Origin of the sequence: Alkalimonas mucilaginosa (assembly GCF_036327005.1) — a bacterium.
GTDB classification, from domain to species: Bacteria; Pseudomonadota; Gammaproteobacteria; order Enterobacterales; family Alteromonadaceae; genus Alkalimonas; species Alkalimonas mucilaginosa.
The window spans coordinates 42,293-60,780 of the sequence record NZ_JAUGZK010000014.1; the positions used below are offsets into that span (position 1 = coordinate 42,293).

At 51.9% G+C, this 18,488-nt stretch carries 18 protein-coding genes; 8 read left to right on the plus strand and 10 right to left on the minus strand.

The window, feature by feature from the left end; all coding sequences use genetic code 11:
* Window positions 1–16: 16 nt before the first annotated feature.
* The 6 genes from QWF21_RS15250 (at window position 17) to rnk (ending at window position 6,454) form a co-directional block, all read left to right on the plus strand.
* Complete coding sequence (locus QWF21_RS15250; protein ID WP_330088906.1) at window positions 17–1,120, plus strand: META domain-containing protein; 1,104 nt, start codon at window positions 17–19, stop codon at window positions 1,118–1,120.
* A 154-nt stretch (window positions 1,121–1,274) separates the two neighbouring features.
* Window positions 1,275–3,851 (plus strand): intermembrane phospholipid transport protein YdbH family protein, encoded by a 2,577-nt coding sequence (locus QWF21_RS15255; protein WP_330088907.1) that lies wholly within the window; start codon window positions 1,275–1,277, stop codon window positions 3,849–3,851.
* An 11-nt stretch (window positions 3,852–3,862) separates the two neighbouring features.
* Complete coding sequence (locus QWF21_RS15260) at window positions 3,863–4,051, plus strand: YnbE family lipoprotein (protein WP_330088908.1); 189 nt, start codon at window positions 3,863–3,865, stop codon at window positions 4,049–4,051.
* A 10-nt stretch (window positions 4,052–4,061) separates the two neighbouring features.
* A complete protein-coding gene (locus QWF21_RS15265; RefSeq protein ID WP_330088909.1) occupies window positions 4,062–4,415 on the plus strand; it encodes a YdbL family protein in 354 nt (117 codons plus the stop codon).
* A gap of 10 nt (window positions 4,416–4,425) precedes the next feature.
* On the plus strand, window positions 4,426–5,901 hold the full coding sequence (locus tag QWF21_RS15270; protein ID WP_330088910.1) for an NAD(P)H-hydrate dehydratase: 1,476 nt from the start codon (window positions 4,426–4,428) through the stop codon (window positions 5,899–5,901).
* Between the two features lie 142 nt (window positions 5,902–6,043).
* On the plus strand, window positions 6,044–6,454 hold the full coding sequence (rnk, locus tag QWF21_RS15275) for a nucleoside diphosphate kinase regulator (protein WP_330088911.1): 411 nt from the start codon (window positions 6,044–6,046) through the stop codon (window positions 6,452–6,454).
* A gap of 40 nt (window positions 6,455–6,494) precedes the next feature.
* On the opposite strand, the gene QWF21_RS15280 is transcribed toward rnk, so the two are convergent.
* The 7 genes from QWF21_RS15280 to QWF21_RS15310 form a co-directional block, all read right to left on the minus strand.
* Complete coding sequence (locus QWF21_RS15280) at window positions 6,495–6,893, minus strand: CBS domain-containing protein (protein ID WP_330088912.1); 399 nt, start codon at window positions 6,891–6,893, stop codon at window positions 6,495–6,497.
* Window position 6,894: 1 nt separating this feature from the next.
* Complete coding sequence (locus QWF21_RS15285) at window positions 6,895–7,245, minus strand: P-II family nitrogen regulator (RefSeq protein ID WP_305944918.1); 351 nt, start codon at window positions 7,243–7,245, stop codon at window positions 6,895–6,897.
* The gene (locus QWF21_RS15290; protein WP_330088913.1) at window positions 7,242–8,729 is read right to left on the minus strand and encodes a DUF1538 domain-containing protein; all 1,488 of its coding nucleotides are present in this window, start codon (window positions 8,727–8,729) and stop codon (window positions 7,242–7,244) included. The genes QWF21_RS15285 and QWF21_RS15290 overlap by 4 nt, the downstream gene beginning before the upstream one ends.
* Before the next feature lie 69 nt (window positions 8,730–8,798).
* Window positions 8,799–10,343, minus strand: a complete 1,545-nt coding sequence (locus QWF21_RS15295; RefSeq protein WP_330088914.1) for a cation:proton antiporter domain-containing protein — start codon at window positions 10,341–10,343, stop codon at window positions 8,799–8,801.
* A gap of 87 nt (window positions 10,344–10,430) precedes the next feature.
* Window positions 10,431–11,063 (minus strand): winged helix-turn-helix domain-containing protein, encoded by a 633-nt coding sequence (locus tag QWF21_RS15300; protein WP_407935303.1) that lies wholly within the window; start codon window positions 11,061–11,063, stop codon window positions 10,431–10,433.
* A 74-nt stretch (window positions 11,064–11,137) separates the two neighbouring features.
* Window positions 11,138–11,752 carry a potassium transporter TrkG gene (locus tag QWF21_RS15305; RefSeq protein ID WP_330088916.1) on the minus strand — a complete coding sequence of 205 codons (615 nt, stop codon included), beginning with the start codon at window positions 11,750–11,752 and terminating at the stop codon, window positions 11,138–11,140.
* The gene (locus tag QWF21_RS15310) at window positions 11,691–12,299 is read right to left on the minus strand and encodes a potassium transporter TrkG (protein ID WP_330088917.1); all 609 of its coding nucleotides are present in this window, start codon (window positions 12,297–12,299) and stop codon (window positions 11,691–11,693) included. Before QWF21_RS15310 ends, QWF21_RS15305 begins: the two co-directional genes overlap by 62 nt.
* A gap of 136 nt (window positions 12,300–12,435) precedes the next feature.
* Between QWF21_RS15310 and QWF21_RS15315 the strand changes: the two genes are divergently transcribed.
* Both QWF21_RS15315 and QWF21_RS15320 read left to right on the plus strand, forming a co-directional pair.
* Window positions 12,436–13,089 carry a potassium channel family protein gene (locus QWF21_RS15315; protein ID WP_330088918.1) on the plus strand — a complete coding sequence of 218 codons (654 nt, stop codon included), beginning with the start codon at window positions 12,436–12,438 and terminating at the stop codon, window positions 13,087–13,089.
* A gap of 2 nt (window positions 13,090–13,091) precedes the next feature.
* On the plus strand, window positions 13,092–14,459 hold the full coding sequence (locus tag QWF21_RS15320; RefSeq protein WP_407935304.1) for a TrkH family potassium uptake protein: 1,368 nt from the start codon (window positions 13,092–13,094) through the stop codon (window positions 14,457–14,459).
* Here the strand turns inward: QWF21_RS15320 and QWF21_RS15325 are convergent.
* From QWF21_RS15325 to kdpC, 3 genes are read right to left on the minus strand one after another with little or no spacing between them, the layout of a single operon-like run.
* Window positions 14,456–17,083 (minus strand): sensor histidine kinase KdpD, encoded by a 2,628-nt coding sequence (locus QWF21_RS15325; protein ID WP_330088920.1) that lies wholly within the window; start codon window positions 17,081–17,083, stop codon window positions 14,456–14,458. The two genes, QWF21_RS15320 and QWF21_RS15325, sit on opposite strands and share 4 nt — an antisense overlap.
* 4 nt (window positions 17,084–17,087) lie before the next feature.
* A complete protein-coding gene (locus QWF21_RS15330; protein ID WP_330088921.1) occupies window positions 17,088–17,828 on the minus strand; it encodes a TorF family putative porin in 741 nt (246 codons plus the stop codon).
* A gap of 14 nt (window positions 17,829–17,842) precedes the next feature.
* Complete coding sequence (gene kdpC, locus QWF21_RS15335; protein WP_330088922.1) at window positions 17,843–18,481, minus strand: potassium-transporting ATPase subunit KdpC; 639 nt, start codon at window positions 18,479–18,481, stop codon at window positions 17,843–17,845.
* Window positions 18,482–18,488 lie beyond the last annotated feature (7 nt).

The following is an 18,488-nucleotide window of genomic DNA, read 5'->3' on the forward strand; positions in this document are numbered from 1 at the left end:
ACATGCCGGAGTAATGATGAAAACACGTTTTGTCCTTTGTGTACTGGCCAGTCTGGTCGTTTCAGCCTGTGCTACCAAGCCAGAAGTATCCCGTAGTGAACGTCTGCCAACCACGGTGGTTCCGGTCGATACGCTGGTGGTTGAAGAAGTACCAGACACCGAGGCGACTCAGGCGCTTGCCACCGACTTCGAGATGATTTTTATCGATCAGGATATGAGCTTTATCGGCACCCTGCCCTGTGCCGATTGCCCCGGCATTGCTTTTCATCTGAACCTGTACCGCGATGGCCGCTTTGAAATTCGCCAGGAATACCTGGAGCGCAACAACATATTACTGGTTAAAGGCACCTGGCTGCTGGAGCAACGCACCCTGCACCTGATGAACCAGCAACACACCCTGCCTACCTTCCAGTTTGTCAGCAATCACCGGTTGACCATGCTGGATATGGCGGGTAAACCCATTGTTTCCAGCCTGAATTACCATTTGGATCGTGCCAGCCGGCTGCAGTCTATTGATACCCGCCGGCCAATGCTTGGTCTGTACCGGGTCAATGGAGATCTGGCCAGCTTTACCCAATGTGACTCCGGCGAGCGTTATCAGGTTGCCATGACACAACACCATATGCCGATGCTGCGCAACTACCGGCAGGATCCGGCACTGGATGGTCGTCCTGTAATTGCCACCCTAACTGGCCGTCTTGGCAATGGTAAAGACAGTGATACCTTATTTATTGATCAATTTGAACAGTTTTGGCCTGGTGCCAGCTGCCCGGAGCGCCATGCTCCTGAAAGCATGCAGGGTGTAGTTTGGCGGGCTGAGAAAATCGCCGATCAGTACGTACCCCAGCAATTGAATGTACGGGTGCTGTTTCGCGACAACAACACTCTGTATGGTTTTTCCGGCTGCAATAACTTTCATGCCAACTACCGTCAGCGCGCCAACACCCTGCAGGTCAGTCCATTGGCCATGACCCGCAAGTTCTGTGACGAAAGCAGCCGCATCGAAAGCAGTTTCACCGAACGTTTGCAAAGCGCCGACAGGGCCGAAGTAAACGGCAATACCCTGCAATTGTTTAAAAACAACCAGGTGATTATGCAACTGGTTCCTGCGGCTAACTGACGCCTGCCAGTATGTATTCCTGGCAAAACACCGGCAACCGCCGGCGTTTTGCCAGAGCGAATAAAACAAAGTATCTTTCGAAGATCAGCACAATTCATTGCTCGTTCAGTTGCTAACGATTATGCTGAATCGAACTCCTTTGAATTGGGCCACTATGCGTCGTTTCTTTCGTATTTTCAGCCTGAGTCTGACCCTGCTGCTGTGCTTACTGCTGGCTGCATTTCTCTGGCTACAGCACCAGCTACGTCAACTACCCATCACTAACCTTGATTACCAGATCAGCCAGTGGGGCTTGCGTCAGTTGCGGTTGGAGCATCTTCATTTTGATTATCTAATAGCTGACGCCCCACTGCACATGGAACTGAATCAAGTGCACTTAAGTTGGCACTGGCAAGGACTGCGCCCGCAGTTAAACCTGCTAACACTGCATCAACTGGATGTCCGGCTTGCAAGCATGCCGCAAGCAACTGAGTCAGCACCAAAGGCTGCGATGCAATTGCCGGAGCACTGGCACTGGCCGGACTGGTTGCCGGCACAGAGTCGTATTGACTGGCTGCAGCTGGATCTGCCCTGTGATCAGCTGCGTTGTATTTATCAGGGCAGCCTTGAGCTTACTCACCAGACCGAACAACTCGATGTCAGTATGCAGCTCTATGCAGTGCAGCACTCTGAACACCCCCTCAGTTTGCAGCTGAGCTATCAACTCCAACAACACTGGCCGCAACTGGAGCTGATGCTTCAGCTTGATGAGGTGCTGCAACTCGAACTGAGCAGCAACTTACAGGCACATAGCTCTGATTTGACTGACACCAGTTGGCAAGGCGCGATGGCCTTTAGTCTGCAACCACCACCATCCTGGCTAGTGACCGAGTTAGCAAGTTGGCAGCTGGAGTTGCCAGAGCTTTGGCTGTCACAATTCCGGCAGCAAGTCTCTGCCAGCAGTCAATGGCAGTTTGCTGTGCCGCCGCAGTTGTCTGAGCAATGGTGGCAACACCTGAACGGCAGCATGCAATTGCAATTAAGCAGTCCCAGCCCCTTATACCTGCCTGATCTTGGCCTGATCACTGCCGAGCTGCAAGCCAGTGCCGAATTTAACCAGGGTCAGTTGGCTCCCTTTCGGGTCGCTGCCGGTGGCACTCTGACAGAAATCGTAGTGCCAGAGCCCCTGCTGGCGGCAGGTTTTAAACTACCAACACTGTACTGGAGCCTGAGCAGCCAGCACAGTGAAGCGCTCAGTCTGGCGGCACTGCCTTTGCAATTCCGGCTTGATTCGGCCGACCAGCAGCACCAGCTGCATGCCATCTTTAACCTGGATCTGTTAGCACAAAAAGCACAGCTGGAACAGCTGCAGCTTCGCCTGGTCCAGCCAGAGCTTCGCGCAGGCGACTGGCAACTCAGCGCGGTAGAACTGGCAGGCTCACTAAGTGGCTCCCTGTCCGCTCAGCAACTGCAGCTAAGGAGCAGTAGCCCTTTGCAACTGCAAGCAAAGCTAGAAAACCCGGAGTTGTCGCTTCAAATCGCCCACACCTCGCTGCATCTGAATCAGCTGCAACTCGAGTCCAGGCTTGCAACGACAGAAACCGCGTCGCATCGCCTCAGTAGCCGCCTGGTCTTTAACGCCGAACAATTGCAACAACCCCAGCTCAAAACACTGGACTGGCAATGGCAGGGTAATCTGAGTGCCAACAGCAGCAAAGACTGGCAGCTTAGCTCTGCAGGCGAGCTCATAGCCTCCTCAGGCCTGGAGCTGCGTTCTGATGTGCAAGCCAACACCCATCAAGTAACTTTGCATTGGCAGTTGGCCGATGTCTTTATGTTGGCTGGCAATACCCTGGCAAGCACAATGGCCGACTGGCCGGAGTTGCTGACCCTGCAGCGTGGCCGCATCAAGCATCAGGGGGAGCTGCGCCTGGCATTGGCCGACCAAAGTTATCAGCTGCACAGTACGACCGAGTTGCTGGAGCTGGCAGGTTTTTACGACACCACCACCTTTCGCGGTATCAATGGCCAGTTGCTGCTGGCCGCCGATCCAAAGCAATTGCAACTAAGCACTTCGCGCCTTGCGGTGGAACAATTTGAGCAAGGGGTGATGGGCGGGCCTTTGCATTTGGCCGCTCAGTACCAGGCTGAGTGGGATGCGCCAACAGCCGGCATGTTGCAGTTGCACGACAATGAATTGATACTCTTTAATGGCCGCATCTCTGTGCCGGCTATGGCACTGGATCTTAGTCAGCCACAGTGGCTGTTACCACTGCATATCAAGCAACTGGATTTGCAGCAGTTGCTTACCCAGCACCCTACCTCGGATTTAACCGGCCATGGTCTGATTGATGGTGAAATCCCGCTCATTATCTCCGCCCGGGGTGTGGAAGTCGCCCAGGGACGATTACGGGCCCTAGAGCCTGGCGGAAGCCTGAGTTACCGCTCACCACAGGCACAAGGCATGGCCGCCAGCAACCCTGGTATGAAAATGATCATTGCTGCTCTGGATGACTTCCACTACTCTGTGCTCAGCAGTGATGTCAGCTACAGTACGGATGGCCACCTGACGCTGGCACTGCGGCTGGAAGGCCGAAACCCGGCCATGGAAGGTGGCAGACCAGTGCATTTTAATATCACGCTGGAAGAAAATATCCCGGCCCTGATCACCAGCTTGCAATTAACCAATCAACTGAACGAAGTGATACAAAAAAGGGTACAGGAGCGGTTACAACGACCGCGCCAACCTTAAGGAGGAAACAGATGCACACCAAAGTGATCACCATGCTTGCCTTGTCGCTGTGGCTTAGCGGTTGCACCCCAACCGTTCAGGTCGCAGCACCCAGCGAGCCCATTACCATCAACCTGAATGTAAAAATTGAGCACGAGATCTTAATTCGCGTAGATCGCGAGCTCGATCAGCTGTTTAGCGATTCCAGTGGCTTATTCTAAGGAGCATATGATGAAAGCAACCACTACCTTTCGAACTTTACTGGCAACGCTGTTGCTGGTTTGTGCCCTGCCCGTTATGGCAATGAATCTGCAGCAAGCGATGAATGCGCTGGGCCCAGCCAAAGAGCAAGGCCTGATCGGTGAACAAATCAATGGCTATTTGGGCTTAGTTCAAGATAACGCGCAAAGCCGTCAGATTGTTGAGCTTATCAACGATGCCCGCAGGGCCGAGTACAGCCGCATTGCCCGTGACAACAACATCGCTGTTGCTGATGTTGAAGCAAGAGCTGGCCAACGTGCGATTGAGCGGACGCCAACAGGACAATTTGTCAAACTGGATGGTCAGTGGGTTAGAAAGCGCTGACATTAACCCCATGCCAAACAAGCTGTACAGCAGTACACAGATTCGATCCCTTGAGCAGCAGGCCATTGCTGAGCTCGCTCAGGGCGACTTTGTGCTGATGCAACAAGCGGCCAGTGCACTGCTTGGTTTACTAAAGCAGCGCTGGCCGAGCCGTAGAAACTTGCTGGTTTATGCCGGCAATGGCAACAATGGTGGTGATGGCTACTTGCTGGCGGCATACGCCAAAGCCGAAGGCTACCGTGTTGCCATCAAATGCCTTGGTGATCACCGCCAACTGCCCCAGGCAGCTCTGATGGCCAAACAAGCTGCTGGGCAAGCGCTCATCCCAATGCTGGCCCTGGATGACCCATTCAAAGCCGATGTGCTGGTGGACGCACTCTTTGGTATTGGTCTGAACCGGCCGGTTGACGGTGATTACGCCAAAGCCATCGCACAAATCAATCAGACCACGAGCCCAGTGCTTGCAGTTGATGTGCCATCCGGTCTATGTGCCGATAGCGGCCAGGTTTTAGGCTCCGCCGTTCAAGCCGATGTGACTTTAAGCTTTATTGGGCACAAAGTCGGCTTATTCACTGCAGATGGGCCGGATCATTGCGGCGACTTACTGCTGGAGCCATTAGCGATACCACAGCATTTGCTGGCGGCTCAGGCTGCCTGTGCCACTCTGGTTCAGGGACCCGAATTACTGAACAAACTGCCGCGAAGGCGAAAAAACTTCCACAAGGGGCAGGCGGGCCATGTGGTGATCCTTGGCGGTGATTATGGCATGGCCGGAGCCCCCTTACTGAGCGCTGAAGCAGCACTTCGCTCTGGCGCCGGCCTGGTTAGCGTACTTACCCGTAAAGAGCATCTAAGCGCCCTGCTGGCCAGGCGGCCAGAATGCATGGTGCATGGCGTGGAAGCGCAACAGGACTTGCTTCCTTTCCTAACCAAAGCCAGCGTCATTGTGGCAGGACCAGGCCTTGGTCAACGGTTTTGGGGCCAGCAATTGCTGCAACAAGTGTTGGCCATGGACAAAGCTGTGCTGCTGGATGCTGATGCACTGAATCTGCTGGCGCAGCAACCACAGCTCAGACCTAAACAACTGATCCTGACACCTCATCCAGGTGAAGCGGCCCGCTTGCTGCAATGCAGCAGCCAGCAGATACAACAAAACAGACTACAAGCGCTGCAGTCCCTTCAACAACGTTTTCAGGCCACAGTACTGCTTAAAGGTAATGGCAGCCTGATTGCCGGTTCCTCTGGCCTGCAGCTCCTTAATGCCGGCAACCCAGGCATGGCCTCTGCCGGTATGGGTGATCTACTCAGCGGCGTTATTGCTGCCTTGTGGGCGCAGGGCATGAACGCCGAAGATGCCACAGCTTTGGGCAGTTGGTTGCATGCGACAGCAGCAGATCGCCAAGCTCAAAGTCTGGGACAACGCGGCCTGCTGGCACTGGATCTGTTGACTGAAGTGCGGCAACTCATCCATCAGCAGATGGTGTAGTATTCAACCATACTCCTGCCTTCGTTGACGTAACGCAACAAAGCAATGGCTCCCACCACTTGCTTTTTCACAGGATTGGTCCAATATAGGCTTTAACCCCGCCTGTTTAGCAGGCGGTTTTTTTATGTGACAGGAGATAGCAATGTCCAAACAACCTGCGATTACGCTTTCCAGCCTGGATTACGATCGCATTGATGCGTTACTGGCCAAAGAAAAAGAACTGAGCCCGGTACACGAACAGCTGTTGCTGGAAATGGAGCGGGCTACATTGGTAGAGCCAGAAGCCGTTCCGCCCAATGTGGTGACCATGCATTCTAAAGTACGCTTTAAACTAAAGAGCAGTGGCAAGGAATTTGAGAAAACCCTGTGTTACCCGCAAGAGCTGGCTACAACCAGCGATGGTATTTCGATTTTCGCACCGGTCGGCGCTGCGCTGATTGGCTTAGCAGTCGGCCAGCACATTGACTGGCCGATGCCGGGTGGGCAACTGGATCAGGTAGAAATTGTCGAACTGGTTGATCAGCCCGAGCGCAAAGGCGAGTTTTATCGCTAAGCGCTCAGCGCCTGTGTTTTGCCAGGGGCAGCTTGCTGCCCTATTCCACCATCTCTAAAATTGGCCCCATAATATCCTGCATCGTCACCAGACCCACCAGATCGTTGTTGTTCAGCACCAGTACCCGCTTCATACGCTGTTGGCTCATCAAAGCGGCCACATGCTTGACCGCTAAGTCTTCGCCGACCGCCACTACCGGCTTGGTATAAATGTCGTACACATGCAACAAATCAATATCGCCGCTTTCCGCCACAATGGTTTTTAAAATATTGGTATGGGTGATCAGGCCATAAGCATCGTGCGGCTGCTGCTTATCCACCACCAGGGACTTTAAATCGTGTTTTTTCATCAGGCTAAGCGCTTCGCGCAGGGTAGTAAAAGGCGATACCGTTACCACCTCTTTCACCATAATGTCTTTGACCAGTCGAACCGAGTCCATACTAGAGTTCCTCTTTTAAATGTTGTTCAAAGCGCTGCACTTGTTTGACATCAATGCCGGCTAAATGCTCCAGCGGCACCGTAAAAACCAGGCCTTCAGAACCGCCCTCATCTTTGGCCACCACGTTTTTGATGGCTTTAAGGACCCCCAAAGACAATGACTTTTCCAGCACCATAATCAGCACACTCTGACTGCCTTCAAAGCTCAAGCCAAAGAAGGTTTTGCGCTCATCGCAGGGAATGCCTTTGCCTGCCAGTATGGTAATGCCGGTAGCACCATGCTTGCGGGCAGCTTTGATGGTTTGTTCTTCGTATTCATCGTTGACGATGGCCACCAGGGCTGAGAACTTCATGCGGTTTGTCTCCTGAATTTGGCGGCGTACTCCATAATAATTGCGTACGCCATCACGGTAATAATGGGGAAAATCGAAGCAAAGGCAATCAGACCAAAGCCATCGATCAATACATTGCGTCCTTCAATATGGGTGGCAAGACCAATGCCCAGGGCGGTGACCAAAGGCACCGTCACTTCCGAGGTAGTCACGCCACCCAAATCAAAGGCCAGGGCAATAATGTACTTGGGTGCCAGCGCCGTCAGCACAATCACCAGCAGGTAACCTGCCATGATGTAGTAGTGGATGGAGTCGCCGGTAATAATGCGATGCACCCCCACGGCAATGCCAATGGCCACTCCTAAGGCAACAATAATACGGATCACACTGCCTTTTAATTTACCGGGCGCAGCTTGCTCGGCTTGCTCACCAACAGCAATCAAGGCGGGCTCGGCCATGGTGGTGGCAAAGCCTATCATAAAGGCAAACAGGTAAATAAACGGCAGGTAGTTGCGCGCCATCAACTGCTCGGCCATGCCTTCGCCTATCGGGAAAAGCCCCAGCTTTAAGCCAATCACAAAGGCATACAAACCAAGCAACACCATGATAAAACCGAAAATTACTTTGACCGGATTTTTCAGCGGTTTACGCAATACCAGATACTGAAAGAACAGCACCACCAGAATAATCGGCAGTACATCACGCAGCATGGTCAGTAAATCGAGCAGCATTTGCAGCAGTGGATGCACTGCTTTAATTTCGGTGGAAACCAGCTCCAGTGCCAGCTCCGGTGTAGGCGCTACGTTATACACCCAGATACCATACAGCTGCACACTGATCATTGGCACCATCACCGCCATCGCCACCAGGCCAAAGCCATCCATTAAGGGGTTACGACCCCGAATGGAGGCAGCCAGGCCTAACCCTAGCGCGGCAATCAACGGCACCGTCACAATGTTGGTGGTGACCCCACCTGAGTCGTAAGCAAGGCCAACAATCTCTTCCGGTGCAAACCAGGTTACCGATACCACCAGGATGTAGCCGATGATCATGTACCAGTGAATGGGATGGCCCAAAATAATGCGCAATACGCCAATGGCCATCACAGCCCCCACCGACAGAGCGACAATCAGCCGCAGCGTCAGGCCATCAACCCGGCCATCGCTGATTTGCTCGGCCTGCTGTGCCACTGCAATCAGTGCGGGCTCGGCCACCACGGCGGAAAAGCCCATGGCAAAGCCAAAGGCCATTAAAATAGGAATGGAACCTTTACGGGCAAACTGATTGGCCAGGCTTTTGCCAACCGGGAAGATGCTGAACTCCAGCCCCTGCAAAAACATCGCCACACCAAGGGCGACAATGCCAAGCCCAAGCGCCAGCATCCAGGGATCATTGGGCATTTGCCGTAAAATCACTGCCTGAAAAAACACCACCACCACCACTATGGGCAGCAGGTTTTTACTGGCATGCAGTATTTGATGCAGAAAGTCCTGAAAAAAACGCACGCCCTCTCCCTAATTGCCTTATCGTCAGACTATCATAGCCGGTTTTTATGAGACATGGATTGATCTACTTTAAGTTTTTAATCGCGCCACCACATGCGATGCCAAGCCAACACCTGCCTCAGACATGGTCAAGTAGGTTTCATCGGCTCCAGCCTGACGGATTTTTTCGGCCTGATCCTCATGCATGCTGTGAGAGACGATCACACCGCTAAAGCCGTACTGTCGCAGCTTGCTGGCGGCAATCATTTTCGCCTCTGAATCGTTCATGCTTAAAATCACCGCTTTGATCTTTTGATAATTCAGGCCTTGCCAGAACACCTGATCTTCTGCATCCGCAAAGAATATATTGATGCCATTGCCTTTTTGTGCTTCTACTTTGGATGGATCCGAGTCCATTGAAATCAGACGGTAGCTATCCTGCAAGTGCAGGTAAGCAGCAGTACCAGTACGTCCCATGCCCATTATGAGTATCTCAGCATCGCCCAGATCGACCGGCTGCTCATCGGGGTGTCGGATATTGCGCTCTAAGGGCAATAATCGTCGACACAATTTTTCGTACAAGGGATGTGCCAGACGATTAAGTGGCGCAGAGACCACAAAGGACAACGCGACCGTTAATGCCAGTGGGATCAGCCACTGTGGTAGCACCACGCTGGCAACTATCAAGCCAAACTCACTGTAGTTGCCAAGACTTATCCCAGTTAAAAACGCGCTGCGGGCCCGTAATTTGAAAAAAATAAGTAAAAAGAAGAACAGAATCGCTTTGAGTGGTAACAACAACACCATCACCACAGCAAAGACCCATGCTTGCTGATCCGGCAAGCCGCCCATACCAATTTGCAGGAAAAATCCAACCAGGAAAAATTCCTTGATACTCCACAGCGATTCCGAGAGCTCTTCGGCACGTTTATGATTTGCCAGCATAGCCCCAAACACCAAAGCTCCCAGCTCGCCACTTAACCCAACCAGCTCAAAGCCATAACCGCCAATCACCAGTGCCAACAACAAGCCAAACAGCAGCAAGAGTTCATCATGGCCACTGGCATCCATCAGTTTGTACAACACCGGCCGCAGCAGTGGAATGCCAAACACCAACAGCGCCCAGGGCGATGGTAAGGTGCCAGCGGCCAGGCTAATAACCACCAGGGCAATCAGATCCTGCACAATTAAAATACCAATCGCCACCCGACCATGAAAAGCCCGCAGTTCCCGTTTGGTTTCAAGTACTTTGGCGGCCAGTACCGTACTGGAAAACGCCAGCGCCACGGCAAGCATCAAGGCAGTATAAAGGCTGATGTCCAGCAACAGATAGAGGGCCGGCGCCATCAGCAGACAGGAAATAGCGAAATGGATCAAGCCACCGCCAATCACTTCCGGCTTGATAATTTTCCGTATATCCAACTTCAAACCAACAGTAAACAGCAGCAGCAAGACCCCAAGATGGGCTACATGCTCAAGGATTTTAGTGCTTTCTGCCGGCAGGCCGATTTGATCAGACACCGCCGTAATAGCAAAGCCTGCGGCAAGATAACCAATAAGTGGCGGTAAACCTATGGTACGAACCAATAACCCCAGCGAAAAAGCAAACCCAATCCAGATGGCTTCAAGTAACATAAAGGCACACTACCTGCATTATTTATTCCTGACTGCAGTGTAGCGGCTTCAAAAACGAAGGCAAACAGATTTTCAAATCAATTGATTTTAAATAAAAAAACGATAGCCTACCCCTGCTTCCGTTTGAATGTACTTTGGGCTGGCAGGATCATCACCGAGCTTTTGCCGAAGATGGCTGATCACAATCCGCAGGTAATGGGTATCATCCTGATGACTTGGTCCCCAAATGGCTTTCAATAACTCAGTTTGCGTCACCACACACTGGTTGGCCTGTACCAACCGGGATAGCACGGCATACTCTTTCGGGGTCAGCTCAACACGCTGCCCGTCCAGCGTGACTAAGCGCTGCTGCAAATTAATGCACAAGGTTCCATCGGTGAACTCACTGGCTTGCTGCTTATCACGGCGCTGATCGCGCAGACAAGCCCGAACCCGAGCCAGCAGCTCTTCCACACTAAAGGGTTTGGTCACGTAATCCTGGGCTCCCTGATCCAGCGCTCTGACCTTTTCTTTATCCTGATTGCGCACCGATAAAACGATGACCGGCATCTCCGACCATTGCCGCAGTTGCAGCAAGACCTGGTGACCTTCCATATCCGGCAGGCCCAGATCCAGGATCATCAGTGCTGGTTGCTGCCGTGCGGCCTGCACCAAGCCCAGCTCCCCACTGTCAGCTTCGATGACCTGATAACCATCGCTGGCCAGTGCAATTTTCAGCATACGCCGGATGGGTGTTTCATCATCCACCACTAAAATACGTTCATTCAACGTTATGTTCTCATTCAAAAATGGTATCAATACCGCCAATACATGGGGACAAACAACACCAATAGAGTCAAAATTTCCAATCGCCCTAACAGCATGCCTAGCGACAACGCCAATTTAGCACCATCAGGCAATGGCGCAAAGTTTCCGGCCGGCCCAATAACATCACCAAGGCCTGGCCCCACATTACTCACTGCCGTGGCTGCCCCTGTGATGGAAGTGACGGGATCAAGCCCGAACAACGACAACACAAAGGCTAGCAAAGCTATAGTGGCAAAGAAAATAAAGCAAAACGACAGCACGGAGCCAAGCAACTGATCATCGACCCGTTTGCCGGCGTAGTGCTGCACAAAGACGGCATTTGGATGGATCAACAGCCTGAGCTGACGGATCAGCAAATAAAATGACAACTGACTGCGAAATATTTTCAGTCCTCCTGATGTTGAGCCCGCACAGCCCCCGCTAAAGGTCAAATAGAAGAAGGCTATAAAAGCCATGGTGCCCCACATACTATAGTCTTCTGACGCATAGCCACAGGTGGTAATGATCGACACCACATTAAAAGTTACCTGTGTCAGCGCATCAAACCAATCCCTGCCTTGCACAGTCAGGTAGAGTGTCAGCCCCAGCACTGCGATGAACACTACGAGCAGAAAAGCCCGAACCTGAGGATCCCTCAGCAACCGCCATGGCGATAATGCCGATCCCACCAAACCATTGTAAAAATGCCCGCCAAAACAACACTCCTTTTGGCAACGACTCAATATCGCTCAAAATGGTCGAGCCGGTGGTGGTCACCGCCGAAACTGCTTCAAACCAGGCATCCACCCGAGAGATGCCATCCAAAGCCAGGTACAGAGGGATGGTTGCAAAAGCACTGAATAAAACCCAACCCAACGCCGTCACCAGAAAGAGATTGCGTTTAATCAGCCTGATTTCCTGACCGGCCAGATACAACAAGCTGCCACCAACCGCTGCAGTGATGATGCTGCTTAATAGAAATGCCCAGATGGTTCTCTCTGCGAACCAGGCAGACACGGCGGCAGTTAAAAGCTCAGCCGTGGCCAGAAAAAGCAACAAATAACCGAATACCCGGTAAAAACACTGCGGCGATTGGCCGATGTGGCAGCAGAGGTCACAAACATGGATGATCAACGTCACTAAGTCCTGGGACGATCCTAAATCAACCAAGACAGCTCCACCGTAAAAATGCCATATAGAAGCAGCCTGAAGCGTAAATTTTTCATAAAGAAATCAGCCGTCCTCTTGAGCTTTTGACCAAACTGGCTTTAATAGCCGCCAACTGATTACAGGAGTAGGTGCAAAGATGGCACAATTTGCAGTCATTGGTCTTGGGCGTTTTGGTGGCAGCGCCTCGTTGGAGCTTATGAGCCTGGGACATCAGGTGATAGGGCTGGACAGTTGCGAAAAATTCGTTGCCCGTGTGGCCGACAAGCTAAGCTATGCCGCTATCATTGATGCTACCGATGAAGACGCATTAAGGGAATTGAATATTGGCCAGTGCGATGCGGTGTTAGTCGCCATCGGCGAAAATCTCGAGGCCAGTATCTTGTGTGTGCTGCATTTGAAAAACTTAGGCATTAACAATATCTGGGTCAAAGCATCCTCCAAATCCCATCACAGCATTCTGTCAAAGCTGGGTGTCAGTCGCATCATTCATCCGGAAGAAGAAATGGGGATCCGGGTTGCGCAAGCCCTGAACTACCCGATGGTGAATCAATACATGGCGCTTGGTCACAACATCTATCTGGTTGAGATTGAGATCATCGAAAAGTTGCAAGGTCAGACTCTGGCACAGCTGCTTAAGGATGCCAGCGCCTTTGTGCATGGCTTTTTAGTCAAGCGCCGCAAGGATGTGTTCTCCCCGGTACCCACCGATTTTGTGCTGGAAGCCCACGATACCCTGGTACTGGCTGGCCCTTTGACCGTGTTAAAAAGCCTGGCACCGAGACTAATTTGATGATTAAAAACTGGGATCCGCACACCAGCCACTACCGCAGCATCAAGACGAACAGGCCACATTTTCTGGCTTTAAGCCCGCCAGCCATCCTGGCACTGGGCTTTCTGATGCTGATCCTAACCGGCAGCGTATTGCTGTTGTTGCCGATGGCAACCACGGCCCCACTGACACTGCTGCAGGCACTCTTTACCGCAACCTCAGCCGTGACAGTCACCGGGCTGGTGGTGGTGGATACCGGCAGTCATTTCACTATATTTGGCCAGTTGGTGATTGCAGCGCTGATCCAGGCAGGAGGCCTTGGCTTTATGACCTTTGCGGTGATAGCGGCGGTCAGCCTGGGGGCAAAAATTGGTTTAGGCCAGCAAATGGCCGCGCAGGAGGCGATGGGGCAAACCAGCCTGGCACGGGTTGTTCAGACCGCTAAAGCCGTGCTGCTTTACTCATTGGTGATCGAATCCATTGGCTTTTTGCTGCTTACACTCAGTTGGTGGTCTGAACTTGGCCTGGCCACAGCCAGTTACCACGCTTTCTTTTACACCATTTCAGCCTTTAATAATGCCGGCTTTGCCTTATCAGCCGATAGCCTGATGCCCTATGCCGGCTCTGCCGCCGTCAATGGCATCATCACCGCCTTGTTTATCATTGGCGGCATTGGTTTTGCAGTCCTGATCGATCTTCGCAGCAACAGCCGGCACTTGCGGCTTAGCACCAACACCCGCATGGTGCTCTGGGCAACCTTGTGGATCAACCTTATCGCTTTCTTCGTCATATGGTTGCTGGAATATGGCAACCCCGCCACCCTAGCCAGCCTGTCGCTGGCAGATCAGGCATTGGCGGCCTGGTTTCAGGCGGTCACGCCAAGAACCGCAGGTTTTAATACCCTGGCCACCGATGAGCTGACGCAAGCGACCACCGTCTTTACCTTGCTGCTGATGTTTATCGGCGGTGGCTCCTTGAGTACCGCCAGTGGCATCAAAGTGGGCACCTTTGTCATACTGCTAATGGCCACCTATGCTTTTTTGCGCCGCCGCCAGCAGGTGACCCTGATGAAACGCACGGTACCGCCCGCTTTGGTGATGAAGGCCCTGGCATTGACGGTAGTGTCCATGATGCTGACCTTTCTGGCCATTTTTACCTTGACCGTGATGGAAGATGCCGATTTTCTGGACATCGCCTTTGAAGCTGTTTCCGCTTTAAGCACGGTCGGTTTATCGCGCGGCTTAACCGGTGAGCTATCGGCCGCTGGCCAAGCAGTGCTGATTATCCTGATGATTGCCGGTCGGCTTGGCCCGCTCACCTTGGCCTATTTTCTGGCGACACCCAAGCAGAAGAAAGTAAAGTACCCGGAGTCGCGCTTTCAGGTTGGTTAATGCAGTTCAGGCTGGTTCAGTTCGTTTAACGGCAGTGACAGTTCAAAGCAAGCGCCCTTGCCTGAGGGGTTTTCCCGAACGCGGACAGTGCCACCATGCGCACCTATCATGCCTTTGCAAATGGCCAGCCCCATACCGGTGTTACTCTTCTTGCTATCGCCAGATGCCACCACGAAAAACATATCAAAGATATGCTCCCGGTCTTGCTCTGGCACACCTGGTCCCTGATCAAGGACTTGCAGTAGCAAATCTTGCGCCAACACAGACTGCACAATGGTCACGGGGGCATCCTGCGGATTGAAGCGCACGGCATTTTCCAGCACATTAAACAGTGCTTGCTCGATCAAAGCGGCATGCACATAAATCAGCAAATCCGATTGCTGCAGCTGCACCTGAACCCTCGCATCCGGTTGATAGCGTTTCAGCCGCTGTACGGCACTGCCAATAATATCGCTTACCTGTACCCAATCACGCTCAATCTTCAGGGTACCATAGCCTAGCCGGGTCATATCCAGCAGGTTCTGAATGTAATTTTCCAGTCGGTTACTTTCGCTGCAAAGCGCATCAATCAGCTCTGCTTTATCCTCCGCACTCAATTGCTGCTGACGATGCTTTAAAGTCTCAGCAGCGCCTATCATTGCAGCCAGCGGTGATTTCAAGTCATGGGATACTGAAGACAACAAGGCGGTACGCAACTGTTCAACTTCGGCTTTGAGGCGCGAGCTTTCCAATGCGGTGCTTAATTCCAACCGGTGCATTGTGGTCGCAGCCTGCTGCAATAACGCCGTAATCAACTGCTGCTGGAAGACACTGATTTGTGTCGCTGTTGATGGAAAGCAAACCACAGCTACGGCAAACACCTGCTGCTGGTTGGAGATCGGGAAAAAAGTCTTTTCTAATGACGATAGCGTATTGTAAAAACGGCCGGCAGGTACATTATTGGCAAACACCCAGGCTACCGCAGATTGCTCCTTAACACTTAATGGCTCCAATAGCTCCTTATCTACCACAGAGCAGCTTAACTTCAGTTGCAATTGGCAAATCGATTCAAGCTGCTGATACACTTCCCGCTTCTGCGTAAAGCGCGTTAAGGATTCAGCAAAAATCCGCAAGCTCTCAGAAAAACGGCTGGATTCGTTCAACAAAATAAGTTGCCGACGCACACGCGATGCTGCCGGTCCACTGATAATGCCAATGAATGATAAAAAAATCAGTGTTGCGACATCATCCTGGTAGGTTACGGCAAAAGTATAGAAGGGCTTTGTCAGGAAAAAGTTAAAGCTTAGGAATGATAGCAACGCGGCAGACAGTGCAGGTCGCGAGCCATAACGAAGCCCTGTAACCACAACTGCAGCGACATAAAGCAGCACTAAATTGCCACTGCTTAAATAGTGACTGGCCAAAATTGCCAGAGCGGTGGCCAAGACCACAGCACCTGCGCCCACTGCATAGCCAAGCTTTCTGCCAACAAAACCACTCGTGGTCACCGGCTTGATCAAAGCGGGAGCATGCTCCGACAATGTATAGACTGAGACCTCCAAAGACATACCGGCTTCAATCAATCGCTGGTACAAAGGTTTGCGCCAAAAACGCCATTTAACCGCAGGATTTCCCACTAACACCGTACTTACCCGGTTTTCCTGCAAAAAAGGCACTACGCCGGCAAAGCTACTCTGACCTCGCAAGGTGATCGCCTGAGCACCAAGCTCGGTGGCTAAATCAAGGCTGGCTTTTAAGCGTGCACGCTGCAAGGTTGACAAGGTACGACCCGTGTCAACCCAGAGTACATACCATGTGATCTGACGACGGTCGGCAATCTGCCGCCCCTGCCGAATCAGATAGTCGTGGTTTCGGTTGCTACTAATCATCACCAGCAACTTATCCTGGATGCTATAGCCCGGCAGCTTTGCTTTTGCCATCAGTTCTTCAGAGAGATTGGAATCGACCCGAACCAAAACTTCCCGTACAGCCATCTCCCGCAAGGCAGTCAAATTTTCACGGGTAAAGAATCTATCCAACGCATCGCGCGCATAATCCGGCACATACACCTTACCATCTTGCAAGCGCTCAATCAGACCGTCCGGGGGCAAATCGATAAATTGTATTTCAGAGGCTAAGTCAAACACCCGATCCGGGACTGTTTCCTGAACCCTAACTCCGGTAACTTTCAGCACCAGGTCATTCAAACTGGCCATGTGTTGGATATTGACTGTGCTGTATACATCGATGCCTTTTGCCAGTAACTCTTCAATATCCTGATAGCGGAAGCGATTCCGGCTGCCTGGTGCATTGGTGTGTGCCAATTCATCCACCAGAATCAAGGAAGGCTTTCGCACCAATGCGGCATCAAGGTCAAACTCATCAATACTGGCCGAGTGATACTGAATGGATAATGGCGGTAGTATGGGTAACCCCGACAACATCTGCTCAGTATCTTCCCGACCATGCGTTTCAACCAGACCAACCAACAAATTGACTCCCTGTGCACTTTTGACTTTCGCTGCACTTAGCATTGCAAAGGTTTTCCCCACCCCGGGAGCGGCCCCCAGAAACAAGGTCAACTTTCCTTTGTCATTCTGCTTCAATCGCTTCAGTAAAATATCGGCTTGTCGTTGGTCTGGCATGGATTTAAAAACTCCGGTTTAATGAAAAAACAGCCCGACTTTGACAGTCCTCAAGGCATTGACTGCGCCCAATTGAGGTACCAACCCAAGCTAAACTAAAGGCCCAATCGTCAGCAAAATTCCAGCTCACTCCAAGCTGGTAATCCCAATAGGCCGACTTACGGCCATCGAATGCCCCTAAAAGTTGATTCAAATCCGTGCTGGAATCAAACCGATTATAACCTAATGATATAAATACATCATAACTCTGCAAACTGTAGCTATAGCGACCAAACCAGTAACTGAATCGACCAACATCCTGTCCAAAGTAATCTGGGCTGTAATGCATTCCAAGCTCAAGTTGTTGCCAGGAAAAGTGAGCGTACCATTCATTGTAATTGTAGCCTTGTGTTCTATCGGCGTTCGGGTACCAGTAACGCATCACCCCCACATCAAGCCCAAATGACTCAGCGAAGTCCCCTTGCCAGCCCAACAATGTATCCAGCTCCACACTGCCATCTCCGAAGCTGATATTCGATCCCCAGACAGTGGCGTAAAAACCCGAGGTGTGGCTGGCTGAATACTCAAGCTGCACAGCCGGGCTACGCTCAGTTTGTGAAACGCCCCGAAAACGGTAGTCTGAAATCAACACGGCCTCTCCAGCCAACTCAAACGCAGGGGTTGTGCTGGCCCAGACCGGGCCTCCACACCAGCCCTGTAGAGCCATCATGGCACTCAATGTCATCAAACCTGTCATTTTTTTCATACAATCCTCTACGATTACAAAGTTTCTTGCGTCAACGACACTGGGAAGCGATCGTCCAACGCGATATTTAGAGCCAGGACATTGACTCTAGCCTGACCCCAAATTCCAAATGAAGGCCGCTCTGAAAGCTCATTGATCACTGCGACAATGGCAGACTCATCAACGCCTCTGGCAGCAGCAACACGTGCGGCTTGCATAGAAGCTGCACCTGGCGATATATGCGGATCCAACCCCGAGCCTGACATCGAAATCAATTCAACCGAAATCTGTTGCGCAGTGACCTGCTCACGTTGCTGGATACGCTGACTGAAACCAGTTGCTAACGATCTAAGCTCTGGATTGGAAGGCGCCAGGTTACTGCCACCAGTATCCGTTGGGTCATAATCAACGGCACTGGGACGCCCATAGACATACCGTTCAGACTCAAAAGCTTGTGCAATCAACACAGAGCCACGAACTTCCCCATCATGCACAATCAGACTTCCTTTGGCCTGCTCAGGAAATAGCAGGCTTCCACTGAGCGTGCTTAACCCCGTGTAGAGCACGCCACAGACCAATAAAGACAACAGAGTAAAGCCACTAACACGCTTTAACTCGGCAGCGCCCCGAAGCTCTGTTAACAACAGAGTGTGTTGCTGATTCATTTTGTTCATTGCAGCC